The 24260-nt window shown below is 49.5% G+C and carries 19 protein-coding genes; 3 read left to right on the forward strand and 16 right to left on the reverse strand.

The window, feature by feature from the left end; all coding sequences use genetic code 11:
• Nucleotides 1–86: 86 nt before the first annotated feature.
• The 6 genes from rho to BN1002_RS19880 all read right to left on the reverse strand — a co-directional run bounded on the left by rho (nt 87) and on the right by BN1002_RS19880 (nt 6531).
• Nucleotides 87–1367 (reverse strand): transcription termination factor Rho, encoded by a 1281-nt coding sequence (gene rho / locus BN1002_RS19855; protein ID WP_048827255.1) that lies wholly within the window; start codon nt 1365–1367, stop codon nt 87–89.
• 334 nt (nt 1368–1701) lie between these two features.
• The gene (gene glpX / locus BN1002_RS19860) at nt 1702–2664 is read right to left on the reverse strand and encodes a class II fructose-bisphosphatase (RefSeq protein WP_048827256.1); all 963 of its coding nucleotides are present in this window, start codon (nt 2662–2664) and stop codon (nt 1702–1704) included.
• A 114-nt stretch (nt 2665–2778) separates the two neighbouring features.
• On the reverse strand, nt 2779–4065 hold the full coding sequence (locus tag BN1002_RS19865; RefSeq protein ID WP_048827257.1) for a UDP-N-acetylglucosamine 1-carboxyvinyltransferase: 1287 nt from the start codon (nt 4063–4065) through the stop codon (nt 2779–2781).
• Between the two features lie 209 nt (nt 4066–4274).
• The gene (gene fsa / locus BN1002_RS19870) at nt 4275–4916 is read right to left on the reverse strand and encodes a fructose-6-phosphate aldolase (RefSeq protein ID WP_048827258.1); all 642 of its coding nucleotides are present in this window, start codon (nt 4914–4916) and stop codon (nt 4275–4277) included.
• Nucleotides 4917–5022: 106 nt separating this feature from the next.
• Nucleotides 5023–5883 carry a class II fructose-bisphosphate aldolase gene (locus BN1002_RS19875; RefSeq protein ID WP_048827259.1) on the reverse strand — a complete coding sequence of 287 codons (861 nt, stop codon included), beginning with the start codon at nt 5881–5883 and terminating at the stop codon, nt 5023–5025.
• Between the two features lie 285 nt (nt 5884–6168).
• Nucleotides 6169–6531, reverse strand: a complete 363-nt coding sequence (locus BN1002_RS19880) for a response regulator (protein ID WP_048827260.1) — start codon at nt 6529–6531, stop codon at nt 6169–6171.
• 182 nt (nt 6532–6713) lie between these two features.
• Here BN1002_RS19880 and BN1002_RS19885 point away from each other — a divergent pair, with 182 nt between their 5' ends.
• Nucleotides 6714–7247 (forward strand): DUF2529 domain-containing protein, encoded by a 534-nt coding sequence (locus BN1002_RS19885; RefSeq protein WP_048827261.1) that lies wholly within the window; start codon nt 6714–6716, stop codon nt 7245–7247.
• Between the two features lie 678 nt (nt 7248–7925).
• Here BN1002_RS19885 and BN1002_RS19890 read toward each other — a convergent pair.
• On the reverse strand, nt 7926–9527 hold the full coding sequence (locus tag BN1002_RS19890; protein WP_048827262.1) for a CTP synthase: 1602 nt from the start codon (nt 9525–9527) through the stop codon (nt 7926–7928).
• Nucleotides 9528–9790: 263 nt separating this feature from the next.
• Here BN1002_RS19890 and BN1002_RS23920 point away from each other — a divergent pair, with 263 nt between their 5' ends.
• Complete coding sequence (locus BN1002_RS23920; protein ID WP_156129733.1) at nt 9791–9949, forward strand: hypothetical protein; 159 nt, start codon at nt 9791–9793, stop codon at nt 9947–9949.
• A 139-nt stretch (nt 9950–10088) separates the two neighbouring features.
• Here the strand turns inward: BN1002_RS23920 and rpoE are convergent, their stop codons facing one another.
• The 9 genes from rpoE to BN1002_RS19935 all read right to left on the reverse strand — a co-directional run bounded on the left by rpoE (nt 10089) and on the right by BN1002_RS19935 (nt 22820).
• Nucleotides 10089–10679: a DNA-directed RNA polymerase subunit delta gene (rpoE, locus tag BN1002_RS19895; RefSeq protein ID WP_048827263.1), complete on the reverse strand. Its 591-nt coding sequence runs from the start codon at nt 10677–10679 to the stop codon at nt 10089–10091.
• Nucleotides 10680–10803: 124 nt separating this feature from the next.
• A complete protein-coding gene (locus BN1002_RS19900; RefSeq protein WP_048827264.1) occupies nt 10804–11007 on the reverse strand; it encodes a hypothetical protein in 204 nt (67 codons plus the stop codon).
• Between the two features lie 173 nt (nt 11008–11180).
• Nucleotides 11181–14441, reverse strand: coding sequence for a fused isobutyryl-CoA mutase/GTPase IcmF (icmF, locus tag BN1002_RS19905; protein WP_048827265.1), 3261 nt, complete (start codon nt 14439–14441; stop codon nt 11181–11183).
• Nucleotides 14438–15112 carry a TetR/AcrR family transcriptional regulator gene (locus BN1002_RS19910; RefSeq protein WP_048827266.1) on the reverse strand — a complete coding sequence of 225 codons (675 nt, stop codon included), beginning with the start codon at nt 15110–15112 and terminating at the stop codon, nt 14438–14440. The genes icmF and BN1002_RS19910 overlap by 4 nt, the downstream gene beginning before the upstream one ends.
• Nucleotides 15113–15722: 610 nt before the next feature.
• Nucleotides 15723–16862, reverse strand: a complete 1140-nt coding sequence (locus tag BN1002_RS19915) for an acyl-CoA dehydrogenase (protein ID WP_048827267.1) — start codon at nt 16860–16862, stop codon at nt 15723–15725.
• A gap of 282 nt (nt 16863–17144) precedes the next feature.
• Nucleotides 17145–18263: an acyl-CoA dehydrogenase gene (locus BN1002_RS19920; RefSeq protein WP_048827268.1), complete on the reverse strand. Its 1119-nt coding sequence runs from the start codon at nt 18261–18263 to the stop codon at nt 17145–17147.
• Nucleotides 18264–18328: 65 nt separating this feature from the next.
• The gene (locus BN1002_RS19925; protein ID WP_048827269.1) at nt 18329–19177 is read right to left on the reverse strand and encodes a 3-hydroxybutyryl-CoA dehydrogenase; all 849 of its coding nucleotides are present in this window, start codon (nt 19175–19177) and stop codon (nt 18329–18331) included.
• Nucleotides 19178–19276: 99 nt separating this feature from the next.
• Nucleotides 19277–20464, reverse strand: coding sequence for an acetyl-CoA C-acetyltransferase (locus BN1002_RS19930; RefSeq protein WP_048827270.1), 1188 nt, complete (start codon nt 20462–20464; stop codon nt 19277–19279).
• Nucleotides 20465–20708: 244 nt separating this feature from the next.
• Nucleotides 20709–22820, reverse strand: coding sequence for a (Fe-S)-binding protein (locus BN1002_RS19935; protein WP_048827271.1), 2112 nt, complete (start codon nt 22818–22820; stop codon nt 20709–20711).
• Nucleotides 22821–23023: 203 nt separating this feature from the next.
• Here BN1002_RS19935 and BN1002_RS19940 point away from each other — a divergent pair, with 203 nt between their 5' ends.
• Complete coding sequence (locus tag BN1002_RS19940) at nt 23024–24223, forward strand: phospholipase D-like domain-containing protein (protein WP_048827272.1); 1200 nt, start codon at nt 23024–23026, stop codon at nt 24221–24223.
• The last annotated feature ends 37 nt before the right edge of the window (nt 24224–24260 follow it).

Consider the following 24260-nt stretch of genomic DNA (forward strand, 5'->3'; position numbering starts at 1 on the left):
TCCGCTCCAATCAACCCATATATTATTAATATTTTCCTTTAAACAGCCAATATGAAATCCCACTATATCTACTTAAAATATATTTACTATTGCTGCTGTCTGCGGTTGGTGTTGCTTTTCATTTCTTCGCTGACTTGCGCGAAAAATTCTTCGTTGGATTTTGTCTGCTTCAGTTTTTTGAGGAATCGTTCGGCAAAATCCGGGCTGTCGGTCATTGATTTCCGGATGGCCCATAGTGCGTCTAGCTGATCTTTTGGCAAAAGGAGTTCTTCTTTCCTCGTACCGGATCGGCGGATGTCGAGTGCCGGGAAAATTCTTCTTTCGGCAAGCGAACGGTCCAAATGGAGTTCCATATTGCCAGTTCCCTTAAACTCTTCATAAATGACATCGTCCATACGGGAGCCGGTATCAATCAGGGCTGTCGCAAGAATGGTCAGACTGCCGCCTTCTTCAATATTCCGGGCTGCGCCAAAGAAACGCTTGGGCCGGTGGAATGCTGCCGGGTCAATACCGCCGGAAAGCGTCCGGCCGCTTGGCGGGATGACAAGGTTATAAGCCCTCGCCAATCGTGTAATACTATCCATCAGGATGATGACATCCTTCTTGTGTTCGACAAGGCGCATAGCCCGTTCCAGGACGAGTTCGGCCACCTTGATATGGTTCTCAGGCACTTCATCAAACGTCGAGCTGACAACATCGCCCACAACGGAACGTTCGATATCGGTCACTTCCTCCGGCCGCTCATCAATCAGCAGGACGATCAGTTCCGCTTCTGGATGGTTAGTTGTAATGCTGTTGGCAATTTCCTTCAACAGCATCGTCTTTCCTGCCTTTGGAGGCGCGACAATCAATCCACGCTGCCCGAAACCAACAGGAGCGATCACATCCATGATTCTTGTGGATAGATGCTTCGGAGTCGTCTCCAGTTTAATCTGCCTATCGGGATAAAGCGCGGTCAAAGCCGGGAAATGGACCCGTTCCTTTGCGGATTCAGGGTTTTCGCCGTTAACAGCCTCTACATGCAAAAGGCCGTAGTAACGCTCGCTTTCCTTTGGCGGCCTGACTTTTCCGGAAACCTTGTCTCCGTTCCGCAAGTCGAAGCGGCGGATTTGGGACGCGGAAATATAAATATCTTCCGAGCTTGGTGAATAGTTGATCGGGCGAAGGAAACCAAAGCCCTCCGATTGGATAATTTCAAGGACGCCTTCCATAAAGAAAAAGCCCTGCTGCTCGGCACGCGCCTTCAGAATTGAAAAAATAAGTTCTTTCTTTGTCAGTTTGCTGTAATAAGATACTTTATACTCACGGGCAAGCTCATAGAGCTCCTTTAGCTTCATATTCTCGAGACTGGTAATTGTTAATTCCATTTGGACACCACACTTTACTATTTTGATTCTTCTCTTTGCCGCGCCCCGAAGGATGCACTTATTCCTTTTAGTTGAAAACGGACTGAAAGACCGGCGTTTCTATCCAATTTTGCAAAAGTTAAAAAGGTCTTGTTTCGAGCAGAGAGGGATTTCGTTGTTCTTGAAGGATTCTGGAAGTTTAATTGGAAGATTAGCAGATGCTAGCAAAACAATTTCTATTTTACCCGTTATCGCAAAAAATAACCATACTTTTCAAAACTTGTTTATTGTTTACCGAAGTAAACCTGTTCCCCGCAAAAGCGGGGCCCGGGCTGGATGTGCCCGGGGCCAGAGTTTAGCCAATTACAAGATTAGGTTTCTTATGCAGGCTGTGGCGCCCTTCTATAAAGCGGACCGTTCCTGATTTCGCGCGCATGACAATTGAGTGTGTCGAGCCATAGCTGCCTTTAAACTGGACTCCTTTTAGAAGTTCTCCATCGGTTACTCCGGTAGCTGCGAATATCGCGTCATCGCCGCAGACAAGGTCTTCCATTCTGAGCACTTTATTGATATCAAGACCCATTTTTCGGCAGCGTTCAACCTCAGCATCGTTTGATGGGACGAGTTTTCCGATGATTTCTCCGCCGAGGCATTTCAAGGCAACGGCTGCGAGTACGCCTTCCGGTGCCCCTCCTGATCCGAACAAAATATCAACACCGGTAGTATCGAAAGCCGTATTGATTGCTCCGGCGACATCCCCGTCGTTGATCAGCTTAATTCTCGCCCCTGCCTCGCGAAGCTGGGCAATGATATGCGCATGGCGCTCACGGTTCAGGACAGTCGCGACGACGTCCTCAATATCCTTGTTTTTCGCCCTGGCAACCGCTTTCAAATTATCGATGACAGAAGCATTTATATCTATTTCGCCAACCGCTTCGGGCCCGACCGCGATTTTATCCATGTACATGTCAGGGGCATGCAGCAAGTTCCCATGATCCGCAACCGCAAGGACAGCAAGCGCGTTCCATCCGCCAGACGCCACGATATTCGTTCCCTCAAGTGGATCGACTGCCACATCGACCCGCGGACCGTAGCCTGTGCCAAGCTTTTCACCGATATAAAGCATTGGCGCTTCGTCCATTTCCCCTTCACCAATGACAACCGTGCCTTTCATTGGGACTGTGTCGAATACATTCCGCATTGCAGAAGTAGCGGCATCATCCGCTTCATCTTTTTTGCCCCGGCCCATCCATCTGGCCGATGCGAGTGCAGCTGCTTCTGTTACTCGGACGAGTTCCATCGTTAAGCTTCTTTCCATCGGTTTTTCCCCCATTATTGGTCTATTTCTTTCAATCTCGCATACTTTGGCCGCTAGTCTGCAAGGCAGCTTTAAAAGGCGCTTTCCCCCGGGGGCAAGCGCCTCCTTTAAGCCTTACGTATTCTTTAGCTGTTCGACTTCCTCTTCCGTCATGGCTTCCCGCCATACGGTCGCGCCAAGTCCATTCAGTTTTTCGACAAGGTTGCTGTAGCCTCTGTCGATGTGCTCGAGACCGGTTACTTCCGTGATCCCTTCCGCTATCAGCCCTGCAATGACCAACGCAGCGCCAGCCCGCAGATCGCTCGCTTTTACCTTGGCCCCCTGAAGCTGGACGGGACCCGATACAATTGCGGAACGCCCTTCCACTTTTATACTGGCATTCATTCGTCTTAATTCATCAATATGCTTGAAACGGGCACCATAGATAGTGTCGGTCACCATGCTGGAGCCTTCCGCTTTTGTCAAAAGTGATGTGAATGGCTGCTGCAAATCTGTAGGGAACCCTGGATAAACTAGTGTTTTTATGTCAACGGCCTTTAATTTTGAAGTTCCGCGGACAAAAATCTGGTCATCCCCCGCTTCTATACAAACACCCATTTCACTAAGTTTTGCAATCAATGATTCGAGGTGCTGGGGAATTACATTATCCACAAGTACCCCTTCACCCATGGCAGCGCCAAGAATAATGTAAGTACCAGCCTCAATCCGGTCCGGTATAATCGTATGGCGGCAGCCGTGCAGAGTGTCGACTCCATCGATGCGGATAACGTCTGTTCCGGCCCCTTTGATCTTTGCGCCCATATTTGTCAGCAATGTTGCGACATCAATGATTTCCGGTTCCTTAGCGGCATTTTCAATAATGGTCCTGCCCTTCGCACGGACAGCTGCGAGCATGATATTAATCGTTGCTCCGACACTGACAACATCGAGATAAATCCGCGCTCCCCTAAGCTCGTCCGCCCTTAGGTAAATCGCACCTTGTTCATTCGTCACGTGGGCGCCTAGCGCTTCAAATCCTTTAATATGCTGATCAATCGGCCTTGGACCAAGATGGCATCCGCCCGGAAGTCCGATAACGGCTTTTTTAAACCTGCCGAGCATCGCACCCATAAGGTAGTAAGAGGCCCGAAGTTTTTTTACTTTGCCGTTCGGAAGGGGCATTGAGATCATCCCGGCCGGGTCGACCGTCATTTCTTGATCAGAGAGTTGCACTTTGCCGCCAATCTCTTCAAGCAGCCCTTTGAGGATTTCCACGTCGGAAATATCCGGAAGCCCCTCGATTGTAACAGGGGAATCCGCCAGAATTGTTGCAGGTATTAAGGCAACAGCGCTATTTTTGGCACCGCTTACGCGAACGGTTCCTTTGAGGGGGTATCCGCCGGCAATTTTAAGCTTTTCCATTTTCGACTCCCTTTCCAGCCATCGAACATGTTATTTCGGCTGGCCGAATGAGCCAGCCGAAATATAAGGCATTATTTTCCAATAGCAAAAGATGCAATCCGACAGTTTGTCATATCCACTAGTTTACACGAAAATTCCTTTTTCATGTACTGATAACTAAAAAAGTTCAAAAATGGTAAAGCAATTTTAATTAATTTTAAACGTTTTTCTTATCGGGAATTCCAATCCTTCAGGAACGCCTCGATCCCTTTGTCTGTAAGAGGATGGTGGAAAAGCTGCATTAGCACTTTGTAAGGGATGGTCGCAATGTCCGCTCCCCTTAACGCCGCTTCCGTTACATGCATAGGATGTCTGATGGAAGCTGCGATGATTTCTGTTTCAATCCCATGGACCGCGAAAATCTCCGAGATGGTTGAAATAAGGTCAAGGCCGTTTTGGCCAATATCATCCAGTCTGCCTAGGAACGGAGATACATAGGAAGCACCTGCACGCGCAGCGAGCAGCGCCTGGTTTGCATTGAAAATAAGAGTTACGTTCGTTTTGATACCTTTTTGTGAAAAGGCATGGACAGCCTTCAGGCCATCTGGCGTCATAGGAACTTTAATGGTGATATTCGGAGCAATTTTTGCCAGCTCCAGCCCTTCACGAATCATCCCTTCAGCATCAAGAGCAATGACTTCGGCACTTACAGAGCCTGGAACCAGTTCTGTAATTTCCTTAAGCCTTTCCTCAAACGAAACACCTTTTTCTTTTGCCACAAGGGAAGGGTTTGTCGTCACTCCTGCCAATAGGCCAAGTTCATAAGCGTCACGAATTTCGTCCATGTTGGCTGTATCAATAAAAAATTTCATATGTAACCTCCAAATTTGTGTCTTATTGGTAATAATGATAAAAAATGAATTGAAACCGCCTCTAATACAGGGGCGGTTTCACCTATTTTTCCACAGTCCAGCCGGGTTACTCTGCTTTGCCTGAAGAACCGAATTCACGCATTTTGCCAATAACTGTTTCTTTAATGGCGTCACGGGCAGGCCCGAGATATTTACGAGGGTCGTATTCGTTCGGCTTGGCAGCCAGGACTTCCCGCACCACTTTAGCGGATGCAATCTGGTTTTCTGTATTAACGTTAATTTTCGCGGTTCCAAGTGAAATGGATTTTTGGATATCCTTTGTAGGGATTCCTGTTCCGCCATGCAGGACAAGTGGCACTCCAGTAGCTTGTCCGATTTCTTCCATCTCCTTGAAACCAAGGTTAGGTTCGCCTTTGTATGGTCCATGAACGGAGCCAAGAGCAGGAGCAAGGCAGTCAATGTTCGTTTTCTTTACAAGCTCTTCACACTCATTAGGATTGGCATAGATGACGCCATCAGCAATGACATCGTCTTCCTGCCCGCCTACTGTCCCAAGCTCAGCTTCAACAGAAACGCCTTTGGAATGGGCATATTCAACTACTTTAGAAGTAATCTCGATATTTTCTTCGAACGGATGGTGGGAGGCATCAATCATGACAGATGTGAAGCCTGCATCAATGGCAGCTTTACATTTGTCATAGCTTGAACCATGGTCAAGATGGATGGCGACCGGAACAGTAACGTTGTAATCCTCCAACAAGCCTTCAACCATTTTAACAACCGTTTTGAAACCGCCCATATAACGGGCTGCACCCTCGGATACCCCAAGGATGACAGGAGACTTCTCTTCCTGCGCAGCCAAAAGGATTGCCTGTGTAAATTCAAGATTGTTCAAGTTGAATTGTCCAACCGCATAGCCTTCCGCTTTTGCTTTTTTGAGCATATCTGTCATGGAAACTAAAGGCATATCTTTATTCCTCCTTTATGTTAGCCGTCTCTTTTCAACCCGGGCTCCCATAGAAGGATGCCCTTCTTGCCAGCCATTTATGTATAAATGCCTCCTGCCAAAAAGAGAAAACAGCCTGTCAACACCATAAGTATCATAACAAAATAGATGCGAAAATTCCATTAAACAAATAGATTTACGCAAACTGCCACAATGAAAGCGCGAACACTTCCAATTTACCCCATGACCGGTAAATAAAACGTTGAAAGCTGTCCTGAACGGTGCTCTATTCAAGGAGGAGATTGTTTAATTTGTTGTGTATTGACTCACCGCATTGCGGATGTCATCAATATCGAACGGTTTCGCAAAATGGGTAAGAGCGCCAAGGTCCTTCGCTTCCTGGATCATGTCCAGCTCACCGTATGCCGTCATAATAATCACTTTAATTTCCGAATCGATAACCTTCATCCTTTTAAGGATTTCAATCCCATCCATTCCGGGGATTTTCATGTCCAAAAGGACAAGGTCTGGCGAATGCTTTTTTACTATTTCAAGAGCCTGGATTCCGTTGGCAGCCTGGAATGTGGAATAGCCTTCCTTTTGAAAAACTTCGTTAAGCAGGATGCGAATTCCAAATTGATCGTCAACTATAAGAATTTTCCCTTTCATGCAACATCTCGCCCCGTTTTCCCTGGTTATTTTTTTCTTTACTTGAAATTATTTGTTCCATCTGACTATTTCTCCTTTTATTCGCAATATCCTGCATTTTTCCTAGTTTGTTTTACGACAATTTTTGCACTGGGTAAAAAGTTGTCTATAATGAAGGAAAACGATTTAGTACGGAGGTTATTATGCTTAAGATGTTCTCGACACAGCTTGCGGGGCTGTTTGGCAGGATTCATGATAAACAGGAAGAAAACTTTGAAGACGGTGCAAGACTTTTGGCCCAGGCAATTGCGGGTGCTGGACGGATTTTTATTTTCGGGAAGGGAGAGATGGCTGCTGTCGGCCTTGAGGCTGCTTCTGGCGCGGAGCCGTTGGCCGGGGTTGTTGTTTGGGACGGACAGGAACGGGAGGATTTTTCCGCCGCCGACAGGGCATTGGTCTTCGCACGATATTCAACAGATCCAGAAGCGGTTCATGCCGCTCAGGTTTTGCAAAATAACGGCATACCATTTACGGCTGTTTCCACCGTTGCCGAAGGAGAAGGAGATAGCGCATCACTGGTCGACCTGGCGGATGTCCATCTAGACCTTATGCTGAAACGGGGGCTGCTTCCTGATGAAACCGGTGGGCGGTTCGGCTTCCCAGCTCCAATCGCAGCGTTATTCGTTTACTATGGATTGAAGTTTACGATCGAGGAAATATTGGCAGATTATGAGTGAATGTTCCTACCTTGGATTGCTTTGGGGTTGGGACACAAACACTAGGAAATTAGCTAGGTACTGGCCCAACATAGAGCTGATTGGGACAATCGGCTAGGATATGAGAGGCAACTTGTCCCAATATCGAGCTGTTTGGGACAGAGCTCTGGGAAATCAGCGCCATCCTGTCCAAACACGAAGCTGTTTGGGACAGACCGCTATGATATGAGCAGCAACTTGTCCCAATATCGAGTTGATTGGGACAGAGCTCTGGGAAATCAGCGCCATACTGTCCAAACACGAAGCTGATTGGGACAGATCGCTAGGAAATTACCGGTATACTGTCCCAACACGAAGCTGATTGGGACAGACAGCTGGGAAATCACCGGCATACTGTCCAAACACGAAGCTGTTTGGGACAGACCTCTGGGAAATCAGCGGCAGCTTGTCCCAATATCAAGCTGCTTGGGACAGATAGCTAGGAAATCACCGGCATACTGTCCAAACACGAAGCTATTTGGGACAGCACACTAGGAAATCAGCGACTACTTGTCCCAACACGAAACACCTTAGGACAGCTCGCTTAGAAATCAGCTCCAACCTGTCTCAACACTACAAAAAAGCCGGTCCTCTATTAAACGAGGAACCGGCTTTATTTTTGAAAAGACATACGGGCCATCGGCCGTCGTACCATACTTATTACTGGTGGCTGTTCAAAGAAGCGTGGATGAACTCACGGAACAACGGCTGTGGGCGGGTTGGCCTTGACAGGAATTCCGGATGGAATTGGGATGCGACAAACCATGGGTGGTCTTCCAATTCAATCGTTTCAATCAAGCGGCCATCAGGGCTTGTACCAGAGAAGACGAAACCGGCCTTTTCCATATCAAGGCGGTAATGGTTATTGAATTCATAACGGTGGCGGTGGCGTTCATAAACAACCTTCTCACCATATGCGTCAAAAACCTTTGTTCCTTCAACCAGTTTGCACGGATAAAGTCCCAGGCGAAGTGTTCCTCCAAGGTCTTCCACATCCTTTTGCTCAGGCAGAAGGTCGATGATCGGATACTTCGTGTCAGGATCCAGTTCAGCTGAGTGTGCTCCTTCCAGTCCGAGGACATTGCGTGCATATTCAACGGTTGCCAGCTGCATCCCGAGGCAGATGCCAAGGAAAGGAACTTTCTGTTCGCGCGCATACTTGATAGCCGAAATTTTGCCTTCCACTCCCCTGTCTCCGAAACCACCTGGAACAAGGATGCCGTCAGCGTCGCCGAGTAGTTCAGAAACATTTTCCTCATTAACTACTTCAGCGTTGATCCACTCGATTTCAACATCGGCATCATAAGCATAGCCTGCGTGTTTCAGAGCTTCAACCACTGAAAGGTACGCATCCTGCAGCTCAACATATTTCCCGACAAGCGCAATCTTTGTTTTTTTGGAAAGGTTCATGACCTTGTCCACAAGTGCCTTCCATTCAGTCATATCCGCTTCGGTGCACTGAAGCTTCAGGTGGTCGCAGACAATCTGATCGAGATGTTGTTCCTGCAGGGCAAGCGGTACGGAATAAAGAGTTTCCGCATCTTGGCACTCAATCACCGATTTTTTGTCAATGTCACAGAAAAGGGCGATTTTGTCCTTCATATCCTGTGACACTTGCATCTCCGTACGGACGACAATCACATTCGGCTGGATGCCAAGGCTGCGCAATTCCTTCACACTATGCTGAGTCGGCTTCGTTTTCATTTCACCCGCAGCTTTAATATAAGGGATGAGAGTACAATGGATGTACATTACGTTTTCGCGGCCGATGTCGCTCTTGATTTGGCGAATCGCCTCAAGGAAAGGCAGTGACTCGATATCGCCGACTGTGCCGCCGATTTCGGTAATGACCACATCGGCATTCGTCTCATGGCCAGCGCGGAAAACGCGCTCCTTGATTTCATTAGTAATGTGCGGGATGACCTGGACCGTTCCGCCAAGGTAGTCGCCGCGGCGTTCTTTTTTCAGGACGGTTGAATAAATCTTCCCGGTCGTCACATTACTGTTCTTTGTCAGGTTGATGTCGATAAAACGCTCGTAATGACCAAGGTCGAGGTCAGTTTCTGCGCCATCTCCTGTTACGTATACCTCACCGTGCTGGTAAGGGCTCATCGTTCCCGGGTCAACGTTGATGTATGGATCAAACTTTTGGATGAATACATCAAGGCCCCTGTTTTTCAAAAGCCGGCCAAGGGAAGCTGCTGTTATTCCTTTGCCGAGCGAGGAAACAACCCCGCCTGTCACGAAAATATATTTTGTCATGATAAGTCCCCCTCTAATACAGTTTGTGCAACCCTGGTTTGTTTACAGCTTTTTCGCGAAAAATTTCTGGCGGCAAGCGGCAGATTTCATACCAAGGGATCATAAACAGCAGTTTGACATGATTTCCCCCTAAAAAATAAGCTCTATTAAAGGTGAATGTTAATCTTCAAAAAGTTGATTGGAACGGAGGGGACTGACTCCGGCGGGATGCAGCGGCACGTGGAGACCCCACAGGCGTAAGCGCCGAGGAGGCTCGATAAAGATTGCTCCTGCGCCACAGATTATTCGGGGAAGCGAACCTTCAGCTCGTCGCAAAGCAGCGCGAAGCCCATTCATGGATGTTTCTCATGGAGTTAGTTCAAGTAGAGGCTTCGCCCCGCGGAAAGCATGTCCCCGAAGTGGAAATCAACAATCAAGGATAACAGAGCCTAAAAATAAAACAAAAAAGCGCCCACCCTGCAATGGAAGCAAGGGGAGCGCTTGATAGCAAAATATTTGTCCGTTCCTTTTTTAAGGAGCCCAAAAATGATTCTACAGGCATCGACATGGAACGTCAACCTTTTATAGGTCTTCTTCTTCCTCGTCATCTGCCAATTCTTCTTCCTCTAAAGCCTCAAGGCTTTCTTCGAGGTCGTCCTCCAGATCTTCTTCCAGATCTTCGTCGTCTTCATCAAATTCGAGATCTTCCTCTTCTTCCTCGAATTCCTCGACTTCATCGATCTCTTCGAAATCTTCTTCCTCTTCTTCGTCCAGATCGTCTTCTTCAACAAAGTCTTCTAGCTCATCATATTCAAGATCTTCTTCGAGTTCTTCATAATCTTCCAGATCGTCTTCAAGAACTTTTTTCGCCTTTTTCTTTTTAGGCTTTACAACAGCGACCTGCTCCTCTTCAACGGTATCAACCGGGTACCATACACGCAGTCCCCACTTGTTTTCACCAAGGCTGATAAAGCGGCCATCTATGTTCAAATCCGTATAAAATTGCGCAATTCTCGACTTAATCTCGTCAGCCGTAATGTCGCCAGCGGCAGCAATTTCATCCAATAATTCTTTGAAGGATACTTGCTCCCTTTTGCCTTTCAGAAACTCATAGGCCATTTCGATTAAAGACATTTCTTTTAACTGCTCTTTAGAGTACTGTTTCAAACTCAACGTTGGCACTTCCTTTCTCATTTGAACCACCGGGTCCAGGAAGGGTTTCTTCCAAAATACATATTCTTCATTATAAACAAATTCCTCCCGTTTATGCCAGTTCTAATTTGGCTTTCCGGGAAAATCAGGCATCAGGCTTATTTCGTTCGCCATTCTCCTTCGCTTTTCTTTCCTTTTCCGCCGAAAGTTCCTTAATGGAAATATAAAGAAAGAGGATGGCGAGAAGGAGAAACGAAATAGCGCCGAGCTGGTGTTGATATAAAAAATATAATGGCCAGGCCAATAATAAAAGAATAAGGACAACATATTTTGGTTTCATCGATTTCACCAGCCGTTCTCCAGTTGTATGCCCATATTATATATGAAACGGCCGGAAAATTAATCTTTTTCCATCATTTTTGGAAAATATTTTTAGGGAAACGAGAACAGTGTGGGGATGGCAACAGCGCCATCCCCCAGTTAAAGGACTCATTCAGCTTTCCCACATAGCTTTACAGCAGCTTACATATTCCTTCTGTATTGCCCGCCGACCTCGTAAAGCGCATTGGTAATTTGGCCGAGACTGGCAACTTTCACCGTTTCCATCAGCTCGGCAAAAATATTCCCGCCCGAAACGGCCGTTTCCTTCAAACTCTTTAACGCTTCAGCGGTTTTGCCAGCGTGCTGCTCCTGGAAGTTCCGGAGATTGGCAATTTGCAATTCTTTTTCTTCCTTTGATGCCCTTGCCAGTTCCATATTGTTCAGATCATCCTCTGACGGTGGATTCGGGTTCAAATACGTATTGACTCCAATGATCGGGAGTTCACCCGAATGCTTCTTCATTTCATAATACATTGATTCATCCTGGATTTTGCCGCGCTGGTACTGGGTTTCCATCGCACCGAGCACTCCTCCACGGTCGTTGAGGCGTTCGAATTCCTGCAAAACGGCTTCCTCGACCAAATCCGTCAGCTCATCAATAATGAACGCGCCCTGCAGCGGGTTTTCATTTTTGGACAGGCCATGCTCTTTCGTAATGATCATTTGAATCGCCATTGCCCTGCGCACCGATTCTTCTGTCGGTGTCGTAATCGCTTCGTCGTAAGCGTTTGTATGAAGGGAATTGCAGTTATCCTGGAGCGCCATCAACGCTTGAAGCGTTGTCCGGATGTCATTGAAATCAATTTCCTGGGCATGAAGCGATCTTCCTGATGTCTGAATATGATACTTCAACTTTTGGCTCCGCTCATTGGCCCCGTATTTAGCCCGCATCGCCGTCGCCCAAATCCTTCTCGCAACCCGGCCGATGACGGTATATTCAGGGTCAAGCCCGTTCGAGAAGAAAAAGCTCAGGTTCGGAGCGAAATCATTAATATCCATGCCGCGGCTCAAATAATACTCCACATACGTAAAGCCGTTAGCGAGCGTGAAGGCAAGCTGGGAAATCGGGTTCGCCCCTGCTTCGGCAATGTGGTAGCCGGAAATAGACACAGAATAGTAATTCCGCACCTGGTTATCGATAAAGTACTGCTGAATATCCCCCATCATTCTCAAGGCGAATTCCGTTGAGAAAATGCACGTGTTCTGGCCCTGGTCCTCTTTCAAAATATCCGCCTGCACGGTTCCGCGAACATTTTTGAGAGTATAGGCGCGGACTTCGATAAATTCCTCGAGCGTGAGCATTCGGCCAAGCTCGGCTTCCTTTCGCTCTACTTGCTGGTGGATGGCCGTATTCATGAACATCGCAAGGATAATCGGCGCCGGTCCGTTAATCGTCATCGAAACAGATGTCGATGGATGGCAAAGGTCAAAGCCGTCATACAGCTTTTTCATATCTTCAAGCGTACAGATGCTGACGCCGCTTTCGCCAACCTTCCCGTAAATATCCGGGCGGTAGTCCGGGTCTTCCCCATAAAGCGTCACCGAGTCGAACGCGGTACTTAAGCGCTTGGCGTTATCATCCTTGGACAAGTAATGGAAGCGACGGTTCGTCCTTTCCGGAGTTCCCTCGCCTGCAAACTGCCTTTTCGGATCTTCTCCCTCACGCTTAAATGGGAATACGCCCGCTGTGTACGGGAAGGATCCCGGCACGTTCTCGCGATAAACCCAGCGGAGGATTTCTCCATAATCCTTGTATTTCGGCAGGGCCACCTTCGGAATATCGAGACCCGACAAACTCTTCGACTTCAGTGCTGTCCTGATCTCTTTATCACGGATACGGACAACGTACTCATCAGCGCTATAGTCCGCCCTTAGCTTTTCCCAGCCATCGAGGATTTTCTTCGACTCAGGGGAAAGCTTCTGTTCCGTTTCTTCCTTAATCCGCTTCAGCTCGGCAATTGTTTCCTCACTGCCATTTTGGCCGAGCGCTTCAAGAACCCCTTCAATCTGGAACAGCTTCCGGGCAAGGTTCGCCTGCTCTTCCGCTTGGTTGTGGTACTGGCGGACCGTTTCGGAAATTTCCCTTAAATAATAGCGGCGGTCCGTCGGGATTATGACGTTCTGCTTTTCGACACGGGCTTTTTTTGCAAAAGAGGTCTTCATATACGTGCTGGCCTTTTCATTGATTTTTTCAATGAGCGCCGCGAATACAGCATTCGTTCCCGGGTCATTGAACTGGCTCGCAATCGTCCCGTAAACCGGCAAATCATCCATATCTTTTTCAAACAGCAAATGGCTGCGCTGGTATTGCTTTTGCACTTGGCGTTTCGCATCTTCAGAGCCTTTGCGCTCGAACTTGTTAATGACGATCAGGTCTGCAAAATCAATCATGTCAATCTTTTCAAGCTGGGAAGGCGCACCGAATTCGCTCGTCATTACATACATGGAAACATCGCAGATTTCCGTAATCGCCGCGTCCCCCTGGCCGATTCCGCTCGTTTCAACGATGACAAGATCAAAGCCTGCCGCCTTTACAACCGACACGGCATCCTTAATAGCCAGCGACAATTCGCTTCTTGATGCCCTTGTCGCCAGGCTGCGCATATAGACGCGCGGATTGAAAATCGAATTCATGCGGATCCGGTCGCCAAGCAGCGCGCCGCCTGTCTTTTGCTTTGTCGGATCGACCGACAGGATGGCAACCTTCTTATCAGGGATTTCATTGATGAAGCGGCGGATAAGTTCATCTGTCAGCGAGCTTTTCCCGGCTCCACCTGTTCCAGTGATACCGACGACGGGAACTGGTGCCGCGACTGATTTCACCTTCTCGATCACTTCTGTCGCCGCTGCGGTTTCCTGATCGGTTCCAACCTGATACTCCGCGAGTGTAATCATTTTTGCTATTGCTTTCGTATCGCCCTGCTGGAGCGCCTCTATTTCAGCTGTCGGATCCTTCGGCAGTGTAGAAAAGTCGCACTCCTTGATCATCTGGCTAATCATTCCCTGCAGGCCGAGCTGGCGTCCGTCCTCAGGCGAGAAAATCTTCGCGATCCCGTAATCATGAAGCTCCTTGATTTCCCGCGGGATGATGACTCCGCCCCCGCCGCCGTATATGCGGATATGGCCGGCTCCCTTCTCCTGCAAGAGATCATACATATATTTAAAATACTCGACGTGCCCGCCCTGATAGGAGGAAATCGCTATTCCCTGGACATCCTCCTGGATGGCCGCGTTCACGACTTCTTCCACCGATCGGTTATGGCCGAGGTGAATAACTTCCGCGCCAAGTGACTGGAGTATTCTTCTCATTATGTTAATGGATGCGTCGTGGCCATCAAATAAACTTGAAGCCGTGACGAAACGGATATGGTGGACCGGCTTGTAATTTTCCTGCGTGTTCATCGCTCTCCTCCTCCCATTTTTGCGGGCTCACTTATCTGCCCGCCGATGTTCCCTTTGCCGATTCCCGAAAGCAGCAACTCGGTTTGGTGATCGATATACTCCTCAAGTGTGAACCTTTTTGCCAACGACCAGCGCCGGAAAGCCCACATTTGGCCAAGGACAATGATGTCATGCGAAACCAATTCAGCCTCTTTCTCGGTTAACTCAATCTCGCCATTCTCCGCACAGCGGGCCAACAGCTTCCCGAACATCGCCGCCATTTCGTTTTCCTTCCGAAGGACGTAAGGCAGCGCGTCATGGGAAAGCGACTTCGCCTCCTGATACATGACGAGCACCTCATCCTGCATTTCATCTACGATCCGGAAATAATCAGCAATGGCGAGCTTCAGATTTTCGAGTGTCCCGCCCTTCCCTGTCAGGCCTTTCATCAACTTACTGGACACCTGGTCATAGATGCTGTCGCAGACAAGATAGAGGACATCCTCTTTCTTGCGGATATATTCATAGAGGGTGCCGATGCTGAAGCCTGAGGCCTTTGCGATTTCCCTCGTAGTTGTCCGGTGGAACCCCTTTTCCTTGAACAGCGCGACCGCTCCCCTGATCATCTGGCTGCGCCTTCTCCTGACAAGGAGCTCATCCTTGACCGAAGCCTGGACCTCACGTTTTTTCAAACCCCCACCCCCTTTTTTGGTAGCTGCTATGATTTTTTTATCTTTTTTAAAAGAGCATTTTTGCAAAATTCCTTTTAGTGACCGAACGGACGAATAGAACTTGGCCTTCGGGCACTAAATGGTCTCTTAGTGACCGAACGGACGAATAGAACCTGGCCTTCGGGCACTAAACGGTCTCTTAGTGACCGAACAGCCGAAAATAACCTGGCCTTCGGGCACTAAATGGTCTCTTAGTGACCGAACAGCAGAAAATAAACCTGGCTCCGGGCACTAAATGGTCTCTTAGTGACCGAACGGACGAATAGAACTTGGCCTTCGGGCACTAAACGGTCTCTTAGTGACCGAACGGACGAATAGAACCTGGTCTTCGGGCACTAAACGGTCTCTTAGTGACCGAACAGCAGAAAAGTACTTGGCCTTCGGGCACTAAATGGTCTCTTAGTGACCGAACGGACGAATAGAACCTGGCCTTCGGGCACTAAACAGTATCTTAGTGACCGAACAGCCGAAAATAAACCTGGCCTTCGGGCACTAATCGGCTTCTTAACCGGTTGAATTGCTCATGTGTGCGCCAAGACCCGTTCTCCCCGTTCAAAATGGACTTTCTCTGTTATTTCGTCAGCATCCTCGAGATGACGACGCGCTGGATTTCCTGTGTACCTTCGTAAATTTGGGTGATTTTCGCATCGCGCATGAATCGCTCAACGGGGTAATCCTTCGTATATCCGTAGCCGCCGAATACCTGGACCGCTTCGGTTGTCACTTTCATGGCTGTATCTCCGGCAAAAAGCTTCGCCATCGCGGACGCCTTGCTGTATGGCAGGCCTTCCGACTCAAGCCAGGCGGCCTGGTACGTCAGCAAGCGTGAAGCTTCAATTCCTGTCGCCATATCCGCCAGTTTAAAGGAAATCCCTTGATTGGCGGCAATCGGCTTGCCGAACTGGTGGCGCTCTTTTGCATATTCAACCGCGGCATCTAGCGCTCCTTGGGCAATTCCGACCGCCTGCGCGGCTATGCCATTACGGCCGCCGTCCAACGTCATCATCGCGATTTTAAAGCCTTCGCCTTCTTCGCCGAGCCTGTTTTCGACTGGAACGCGGCAGTCTTCAAAAATGATTTCTGTTGTTGGCGAGGAGCGGATACCGAGTTTCTTTTCTTTTTTGCCTACCGAGAAGCCAGGAAAATCTTTCTCGATAATAAATGCCGTTGTGCCGCGCTGCTTGCTGGAAGGGTCAGTCAGTGCGAAGACGACATAAATATCGGCGATGCCGCCATTTGTGATGAAGATCTTCGACCCGTTCAGCACATAATGGTCGCCGTCAAGGCGCGCGGTTGTTTTCATCGCGCCAGCGTCGGAACCGCTGCCCGGCTCAGTCAGGCCGTAGGCGCCGATTTTCGAGCCCTCTGCCATCGGGCGGAGATATTTTTGCTTTTGGTCTTCGGAACCGAATTTATAAATCGGCCAGCCGGCAAGTGAAGTGTGCGCGGACAAGGTGACCCCTGTTGACGCGCAAACTCGGGAAAGTTCTTCAACAGCGATGCAATAAGCCAAATAGTCACTGCCGATGCCGCCGTACTCCTCCGGCCACGGAATTCCCGTCAGGCCAAGCTCGGCCATCTTGTCGAAAATCTCGCGGTCAAAACGCTCTTCTTCATCGCGCTCCGCCGCGGTTGGGGCGACTTCGTTCCGAGCAAAGTCGCGGACCATTTTCCGGATCATTTCATGTTCTTCTGATAGTTTGAAATTCATCTGTTTATCCCCCTGCTCACGATTGGAATTGATGTATGTACCACGGAACGCTGAAGAGTTTTGCTCCAGTGTGCTCCCTCGCATGGAATTCAGCTTCTTTGATTGGGCTTCAGCTTCTTTGAATGGGCTTCAGCTTCCTTGAATAGGCTTCAGCTTCTTTGAATGGGCTTCAGCTTCCTTGAATAGGCTTCAACTCTTGAAGGGCTTAAACTTCCCTGCATCAGCTTCAACTTCCCTGCATACGCTTCAGCTTCCGCGGATTTTTATTTTGCCAAAAGGTCCTTACAGTTGCCTGGCGATGACGTGGCGCTGGATTTCGCTTGTGCCTTCGTAGATTTCGGTGACTTTGGCGTCGCGGAAGTAGCGCTCGACCGGATAGTCCTCGGTGTAGCCGTAGCCGCCGAATACCTGGATGGCTTCTATCGCGGTTTCGACTGCTGCTTTGGAGGCGAACAGTTTCGCCATGGAGGCTTCCTTGCCGCATTTTAGTCCCTCGGACCTTAATGAGGCTGCCCGGTAGACGAGGAGCCTGGCTGCTTCGACCGCGGTTGCCATGTCAGCCAGCTTGAAGGCAACTCCTTGCTGTGCGGCGATTGGCTTGCCGAACTGCTGGCGTTCCTTGGCGTATTCAGTTGCCGCAGTCAATGCTGCTTCGGCAATGCCAAGTGCCTGGGCGCCGATACCGATTCGGCCAGCGTCAAGGTTGGACATGGCAATTTTGAAGCCTTCCCCTTCCTTGCCGAGGAGATTTTCCTTTGGGACTTTCATTTCCTCGAATGCCAGCTGGACGGTGCGCGAGCCGTGCAGGCCCATTTTTTTCTCGTCCTTGCCGATGATCAGGCCTGGCGTGTCCTTTTCGACGATGAAGGCTGAAATTTCTTCTTCGGCCGTCCTGGCAAAAACGATATAGATATCCGCTTCGCCGCCGTTTGTAATGAAGACTTTCGTTCCATTCAACACATAGTGGCCATCTTTGAAAACTGCCCGCGATCTCAGGTTGCCAGCATCGGAGCCCGCCCCTGGTTCAGTTAGGCAAAAGGCGCCGAGCCACTCGCCGGCTGCCATTTTCGGGACATATTTCTGCTTTTGTTCTTCGGTGCCGAAATAGAGAATCGGGTTCGTCCCTACCGATGTATGGACGGAAAGAATGACGCCGACCGCTGCGCTCACTCTAGAAATCTCGTGAATGGCGATGATGTAGGACATGAAGTCCATGCCGGCGCCGCCGTATTCCTCGGGAACCGGGATGCCCATCAAGCCAAGTTCAGCCATTTTATTGAGGACTTCGCGCGGGAACTCGCCCTGTTCCATTTTTTCAACAAAGGGTGCGATTTCCTTTTCTGCAAAATCACGAACCATTTTCCTCATCATGTCTTGTTCATCCGTAAATCTGATATCCATCTGCCTTCCCTCCAGGAGAACGGAGTCGGCCCCCTTCAATTGATCGGCGGCCAACCGCGGTTTTTCTAGTATTCATAAAAGCCGCGGCCTGTTTTTTTGCCAAGCCAGCCGGCTTTCACATATTTGCGGAGCAGCGGGCAGGGGCGGTATTTGCTGTCGCCGAAGCCTTCGTAAAGGGTTTCCATAATGTAGAGGCATGTATCAAGCCCGATAAAATCGGCCAGCGTCAGCGGCCCCATTGGATGGTTCATGCCAAGCTTCATCACATCATCAATCGCTTCCTTCGTCGCGACTCCTTCGTAAAGTGTGTAAATGGCCTCGTTGATCATCGGCATGAGAATCCGATTGGCCACGAATCCAGGGAAATCATTGACTTCGACTGGAACCTTGCTCAGTACCTTGGTCATGCTTTCAATTTCCTGATAAACCTCGTCTGCTGTAGCGAGACCCCGGATGATTTCGACGAGCTTCATGACCGGTACAGGATTCATGAAGTGCATGCCGATCACTTTTTCCGGCCGCTTTGTCGCCGCGGCGATTTCCGTGATTGGCAGCGAAGACGTATTGGTCGCGAGAATCGCATGTGCCGGCGCGATTTCATCGAGTTTCCTAAAGATGTCTGTTTTCACTTCCATGTTTTCAACCGCGGCCTCGATGACGAGGTCTACAGAGGCTGCGTCTTCCAATGAGGTCGAAGCCGTGATCCGACCCAAGGTTTCGTCTTTTGCTCCTGCTTCAAGGCGGCCTTTTTCAACTAAGCGGCTAAGGTTCTTTTTGATTCCTGTCAGGCCCCGTTCAATATAATCGTTCTTCAAGTCATTCAGGATTACGGTGTAGCCTGCCTGTGCGCATACTTGCGCGATACCGGAACCCATCTGCCCCGCGCCGATGACCATTAATTTTTTGATTGCCATTCTATTCCCTCCAAAAGCCGGGCGGAACCGGGCAAAACCGGAATCCGCCTCTGAGTCTTGTACTCTATTAAATTGCCTGTTTCAAAGACGCCCGCAAACTTATCGTTTCGGAACCTCGATCATGACTGCGTCTCCCTGTCCGCCGCCGCTGCAGATGGCCGCGATGCCGATTCCACCGCCGCGCCTTTTCAATTCGTGCATGAGTGTGACGATGATTCTCGCGCCGCTCGCGCCGATTGGGTGTCCGAGGGCGACCGCGCCGCCATTGACGTTGACTTTTTCAGGATCAAGTCCGGCGATCTTATTGCTTGCTAGCGCAACTGCCGAAAAGGCTTCGTTAATTTCAAATAAATCGATTTCCTCTAAGGAACGGCCTGTTTTTTGCAAAAGAGCATTAATGACAAGTCCTGGCGTCTGCGGGAAGTCTTTCGCTTCAACCGCGATGGACGTATGGCCAAGAATGACCGCGCCGATTTCACGGCCTTCCGAGTCAGCCCGCTCCTCGCTCATCAGCACAAGGGCAGCCGCGCCGTCGTTTATTCCCGGGGCGTTTCCGGCTGTGATTGTGCCGTCCTTATCAAAAACCGACTTTAGGGCGCCCAGTTTTTCGATGCTTGTATCTTTCCGCGGTGATTCATCATGTTCGACGACAATTGGATCGCCTTTCCGCTGGGGAACGGTAACAGGGACGATTTCTTCGGCAAATCGGCCGCTTTCCATCGCTTCAGTTGCGAGTTTTTGGCTCCTCAGCGCCCAAAGGTCCTGCTCTTCCCTTGTAATCCCCAGTTCTTCTGCTGTCGCATTTCCGTAAGAACCCATATGGACACCGGTAAAGCTACAGCTTAAGCCGTCCGTCGTCAGCAAATCCTTCATTTGCGCATCGCCCATCCTCAGTCCCCAGCGTGCTTTCGGTATGATGTAAGGCGTGTTGCTCATCGACTCCATTCCGCCTGCCACAATGACTTCCTCATCGCCTGCGCGGATGATTTGATCGCCGACTGTGACGGCCCTCATCCCGGATGCGCATACCTTGTTGATTGTTTCTGTCCGCACTTCCCAAGGAAGGCCCGCATGGCGCGCCGCCTGTCTGGAAGGAAGCTGCCCCTGGCCGCCCTGGAGGACTGAACCGAGAATGACTTCACCTACTTCTTCAGGATTGACGCTTGCCCGGACAAGTGCTTCCTTCACTGCGATTCCGCCCAATTCAGATGCCGACAAACTGGCCAGCCCGCCGCCGAATTTGCCAATCGGCGTCCTGACCCCGCTCAAAATAACCGTCCTTGCCATTTACCTCAGCCCCTTTTGAAATAATGAATGTGCTACCTATCCCTCTTGACTGAACGCTCGCTCGATTTGCGCTTAAAAAATATGTAAGCGTTTTCTATATGTTTTTAATTTTACCGCAAAAAAAGCAGGAACTGAAATATTTAGACACAAGATTCTTAATTTTACATGAATTTTGCGCTGGCCAGTTCCTGCCCTTTCCACGTTTAATTTTCTATTCGTATTCCATCCAGACCCCTTAAACTCTTTACGATACGAGTGTTTCGGGTTTTCCGATTACAGAGCGTTCGAGTAGTTCAGCGACGTCGTATGTGCCGACGTTTTCTTCGACTTCCTTCGCCTTGGTACCGTCGGACAGCATCGTCAGACAGTATGGGCAGCCGGAAGAAATTACCGATGGATTGACTGCCAGCGCTTGTTCAGTGCGGGCAACGTTGATTCGGTGGCCTGTTTCTTCTTCCATCCACATCAAGCCTCCGCCAGCGCCGCAGCACATGCCGTTCTCACGGTTGCGGTCCATTTCGACCAGCTTGACGCCAGGAATCGACCTCAGGATTTCCCTCGGCGCGTCGTATACATCGTTGTAGCGTCCCAGGTAACAGGAGTCATGGAATGTAATTGTCTCGTTTACTTCGTGGAGCGGAACGAGCCTTCCATCCCTTACTAGCTCATACAGAAGCTCCGTATGGTGGATGACCTCGGCCTCAAGTCCGAAATCCGGATACTCATTTTTGAAAATATTGTAGGCATGCGGGTCGATCGTGACGATTCTCTTCACTTCATTTTTCTCGAATTCCTCGATATTCTTCACAGCCAGCTCCTGGAATAAAAACTCGTTCCCGAGGCGGCGCGGCGTATCGCCGGAGTTCTTTTCCTTATTACCGAGGATGGCGAATTTGACACCGGCTTCATTGAGCAATTTTGCAAAAGAAAGAGCGATTTTCTGGCTTCGGTTGTCATAAGAGCCCATCGAGCCGACCCAGAAAAGGTACTCGAATTCCTCGCCGGCTTTTTTCAATTCCTTCACTGTTGGAACATGGACGTCCTCGCGGGCTTCGCGCCAGTCCTCACGCTCTTTACGGTTCAGCCCCCACGGGTTGCCCTGGCGTTCGATATTAGTCATCGCGCGCTGGGCGTCCGGGTCCATTTTTCCTTCTGTCAAAACAAGGTACCGGCGCAGGTCGATGATTTTATCGACATGCTCGTTCATGACCGGGCATTGGTCTTCACAGTTACGGCATGTTGTACAGGCCCAAAGCTCTTCCTCGGTGATGACATCGCCAATCAGGCTTGGATTATAGGCCGAGGCTGCGGCCGCTTCATCTGCGGCTGCCCCCTGCACCGCCAGCGCCAGCTGGTTTCCTTTTGTATTGGCAAACGCGAACGTCGGAACCCATGGCTGCTTTTGCGTGACAGCGGCCCCGTAGTTCGTCAGGTGGTCACGGAGCTTTAAAATGATATCCATCGGCGAAAGCATTTTCCCCGTGCCGGTCGCCGGGCACATATTCGTACAGCGCCCGCATTCCACACAGGCGTAAAAGTCGATCATTTGCAGCTGATTGAAGTCTTCAATTTTGCCCACACCAAAGCTCTCGGCGGTTTCGTCTTCAAAATCGATTGGCTTGAGCTTGCCGACAGGACCGGTCCGGCTGAAATACGTATTGACCGGTCCGGCAATCAGGTGGGCGTGCTTCGACTGCGGCACGTACACGAGGAACGCGAGCAGCAGGAGAAGATGGATCCACCAGGAGATATAGAACAGCGTGACAGCGGCGGTTTTGCCAAGCCAGCCAAAGCCTGCGGCAATGGTGGAAGCAACCGGCTCGGACCAGGTGCCTTCAGCGCCGTGCCAGATGATGCCCATCGCATTTCCGAAAAGGACAGACAGCATCAGGCCGCCGATGAAAATCAGGACGAGCCCCGCTTTAAAGTTTTGCTTAAGGCGGACAAGCTTTTCCACGTATCTCCGATAAAATGCCCAGACAACCGCAACGAGAATCATCAGGGTCACAAGTTCCTGGAAGAATGTAAAGCCTCTGTACAGCGGGCCAAGCGGCAGGTGCGAGCCTGGCTTGATCCCTTTCCAGATAAAATCAATCGCCCCGAACTGGACGAGGATGAAGCCATAAAAAAACATCACATGGATGATGCCACTTTTCTTATCTTTCAGCAATTTCTTTTGCCCGAACACATTCGTCATGATATTCTGCCAGCGTTCCTTGGCCGCCGCGTCAAACTCCGCTTTCTTTCCGAGCTTGATGTAGCCGATCCTTGTCTTGATGACATAAACGAACAGGCTGACTGCGTAAGCGGTTACAAAAAGGAACGCAATAAAATTAACCCATAAAAGTCCGTCCACTCGAAACTCCCCTTCCCTTTTTTGTCCTTTACCCTTTAGCCTATTAGAAGAAAATTTGAAACCTAATTAATTTTCTGAACTATGTATACTTTTATTATATGATGAATGAGCATTCAGTCAACCATTTTGTATACCCTTTCAACTCATACTACAGCTCTGTTCTGCAAAAGCTATCAGGTATAGCGTTGGAGGAGGGTTTCCGCATGTTTGTTTTTATTTTTGCCGGATGTGTGCTTTTATTGATTGCCTGGCTTGCGGCAGACCTCCATTTTGGCAGGAAGCAGCGGCTCGAAAAGGCCGGATATGACCGGATGCCGATGCGCAAGGGAGCCATCCAGATGTTCACGAGGGGCAGCGAGTTGTTCAAGGATTATTTTGCCGAGCTAAGGCGTGCCGAACGCCATATTCATGTTTTATTCTATATCGTGAAGGAAGACGCCCTTAATCAAGAGTTTTTTGGCATTCTTCGGGAAAAAGCACAGGCGGGTGTCGAAGTCAGGCTGCTCGTTGACTGGATTGGCAGCATGGCTTTAACAAAAGAGACCGCCGCTTCCCTTAGGCAGGCTGGCATTCATCTCGCTTTCTCTCACAAGATAAAGCTTCCTTTCCCCTTTTACAGTTCCCAGGCAAGGAACCACCGCAAGATTACTGTCCTTGATGGGGTCATCGGCTATCTTGGCGGCTATAATGTCGGTAATGAATATATTGGCGGAAACCCCAAGCTCTCTCCATGGCGGGATTACCATCTGAAAATCACAGGCGAATCCGTCCAGGATTTGCAGCAGATCTTCCTGACGGATTGGAAAGAGGCGTTCAGCGAAGATTTGCGCCAGCTCCCCTGCTATTTTTGCAAAAGTGAATCCGGCAGTGCTGAGCATATGCTCCTGCCCACTTCCGGCTTCATGCTTGAAGAAATCTGCCTCGAGCTTCTAAAAAACGCGAAGCAGAAAGTATTCATCGGCTCTCCTTATTTCATTCCGAGCCGAAAACTGTTCGCCGAATTGATTGCCTGCCTCGAACGCGGCGTCGAGCTTACGATTCTCGTTCCCGGCATCGCCGACCATCCGCTTGTCAAGGAGGCTTCCTACCGGTATTTACGGGTGCTTATCAAAAATGGTGCAAGGGTATACCAATATATGTATGGTTTTTACCATGCAAAAACTATTCTGATTGATGACACCGTCTGCGACATCGGCTCCGCCAATTTTGACAAGAGGAGCCTGTTTCTAAACAGCGAAATCAATTGCTTTATTTTTGGCAAAAAAGAAATCGCTCAAGCCGCCGCCATCATTGAACACGACATAAACGCATCACGAGAATTAACGCTAGCAGAGCTCGAAAGACCCGATCCAGCCCGCACCGCCAAAGAAATCGCCGCGCGGGCCGTCTCGTTGTTTTTATAAAGGAGGGAATGGTCCCAGCGCTTTATTCTATTACCCG

Source organism: Bacillus sp. B-jedd (assembly GCF_000821085.1).
Taxonomy (GTDB): domain Bacteria; phylum Bacillota; class Bacilli; order Bacillales; family Cytobacillaceae; genus Bacillus_D.

Coding starts and splice junctions, on each gene's coding strand:
- BN1002_RS19920 (WP_048827268.1), bottom strand. CDS start 18,263: ATGGATATCAGATTTACGGATGAACAAGACATGATGAGGAAAATGGTT.
- BN1002_RS19890 (WP_048827262.1), bottom strand. CDS start 9,527: ATGACAAAATATATTTTCGTGACAGGCGGGGTTGTTTCCTCGCTCGGC.
- BN1002_RS19865 (WP_048827257.1), bottom strand. CDS start 4,065: ATGGAAAAGCTTAAAATTGCCGGCGGATACCCCCTCAAAGGAACCGTT.
- BN1002_RS19885 (WP_048827261.1), top strand. CDS start 6,714: ATGCTTAAGATGTTCTCGACACAGCTTGCGGGGCTGTTTGGCAGGATT.
- rho (WP_048827255.1), bottom strand. CDS start 1,367: ATGGAATTAACAATTACCAGTCTCGAGAATATGAAGCTAAAGGAGCTC.
- icmF (WP_048827265.1), bottom strand. CDS start 14,441: ATGAACACGCAGGAAAATTACAAGCCGGTCCACCATATCCGTTTCGTC.
- BN1002_RS19915 (WP_048827267.1), bottom strand. CDS start 16,862: ATGAATTTCAAACTATCAGAAGAACATGAAATGATCCGGAAAATGGTC.
- BN1002_RS19925 (WP_048827269.1), bottom strand. CDS start 19,177: ATGGCAATCAAAAAATTAATGGTCATCGGCGCGGGGCAGATGGGTTCC.
- fsa (WP_048827258.1), bottom strand. CDS start 4,916: ATGAAATTTTTTATTGATACAGCCAACATGGACGAAATTCGTGACGCT.
- BN1002_RS19930 (WP_048827270.1), bottom strand. CDS start 20,464: ATGGCAAGGACGGTTATTTTGAGCGGGGTCAGGACGCCGATTGGCAAA.
- BN1002_RS19880 (WP_048827260.1), bottom strand. CDS start 6,531: ATGAAAGGGAAAATTCTTATAGTTGACGATCAATTTGGAATTCGCATC.
- glpX (WP_048827256.1), bottom strand. CDS start 2,664: ATGGAAAGAAGCTTAACGATGGAACTCGTCCGAGTAACAGAAGCAGCT.
- BN1002_RS19940 (WP_048827272.1), top strand. CDS start 23,024: ATGTTTGTTTTTATTTTTGCCGGATGTGTGCTTTTATTGATTGCCTGG.
- BN1002_RS19875 (WP_048827259.1), bottom strand. CDS start 5,883: ATGCCTTTAGTTTCCATGACAGATATGCTCAAAAAAGCAAAAGCGGAA.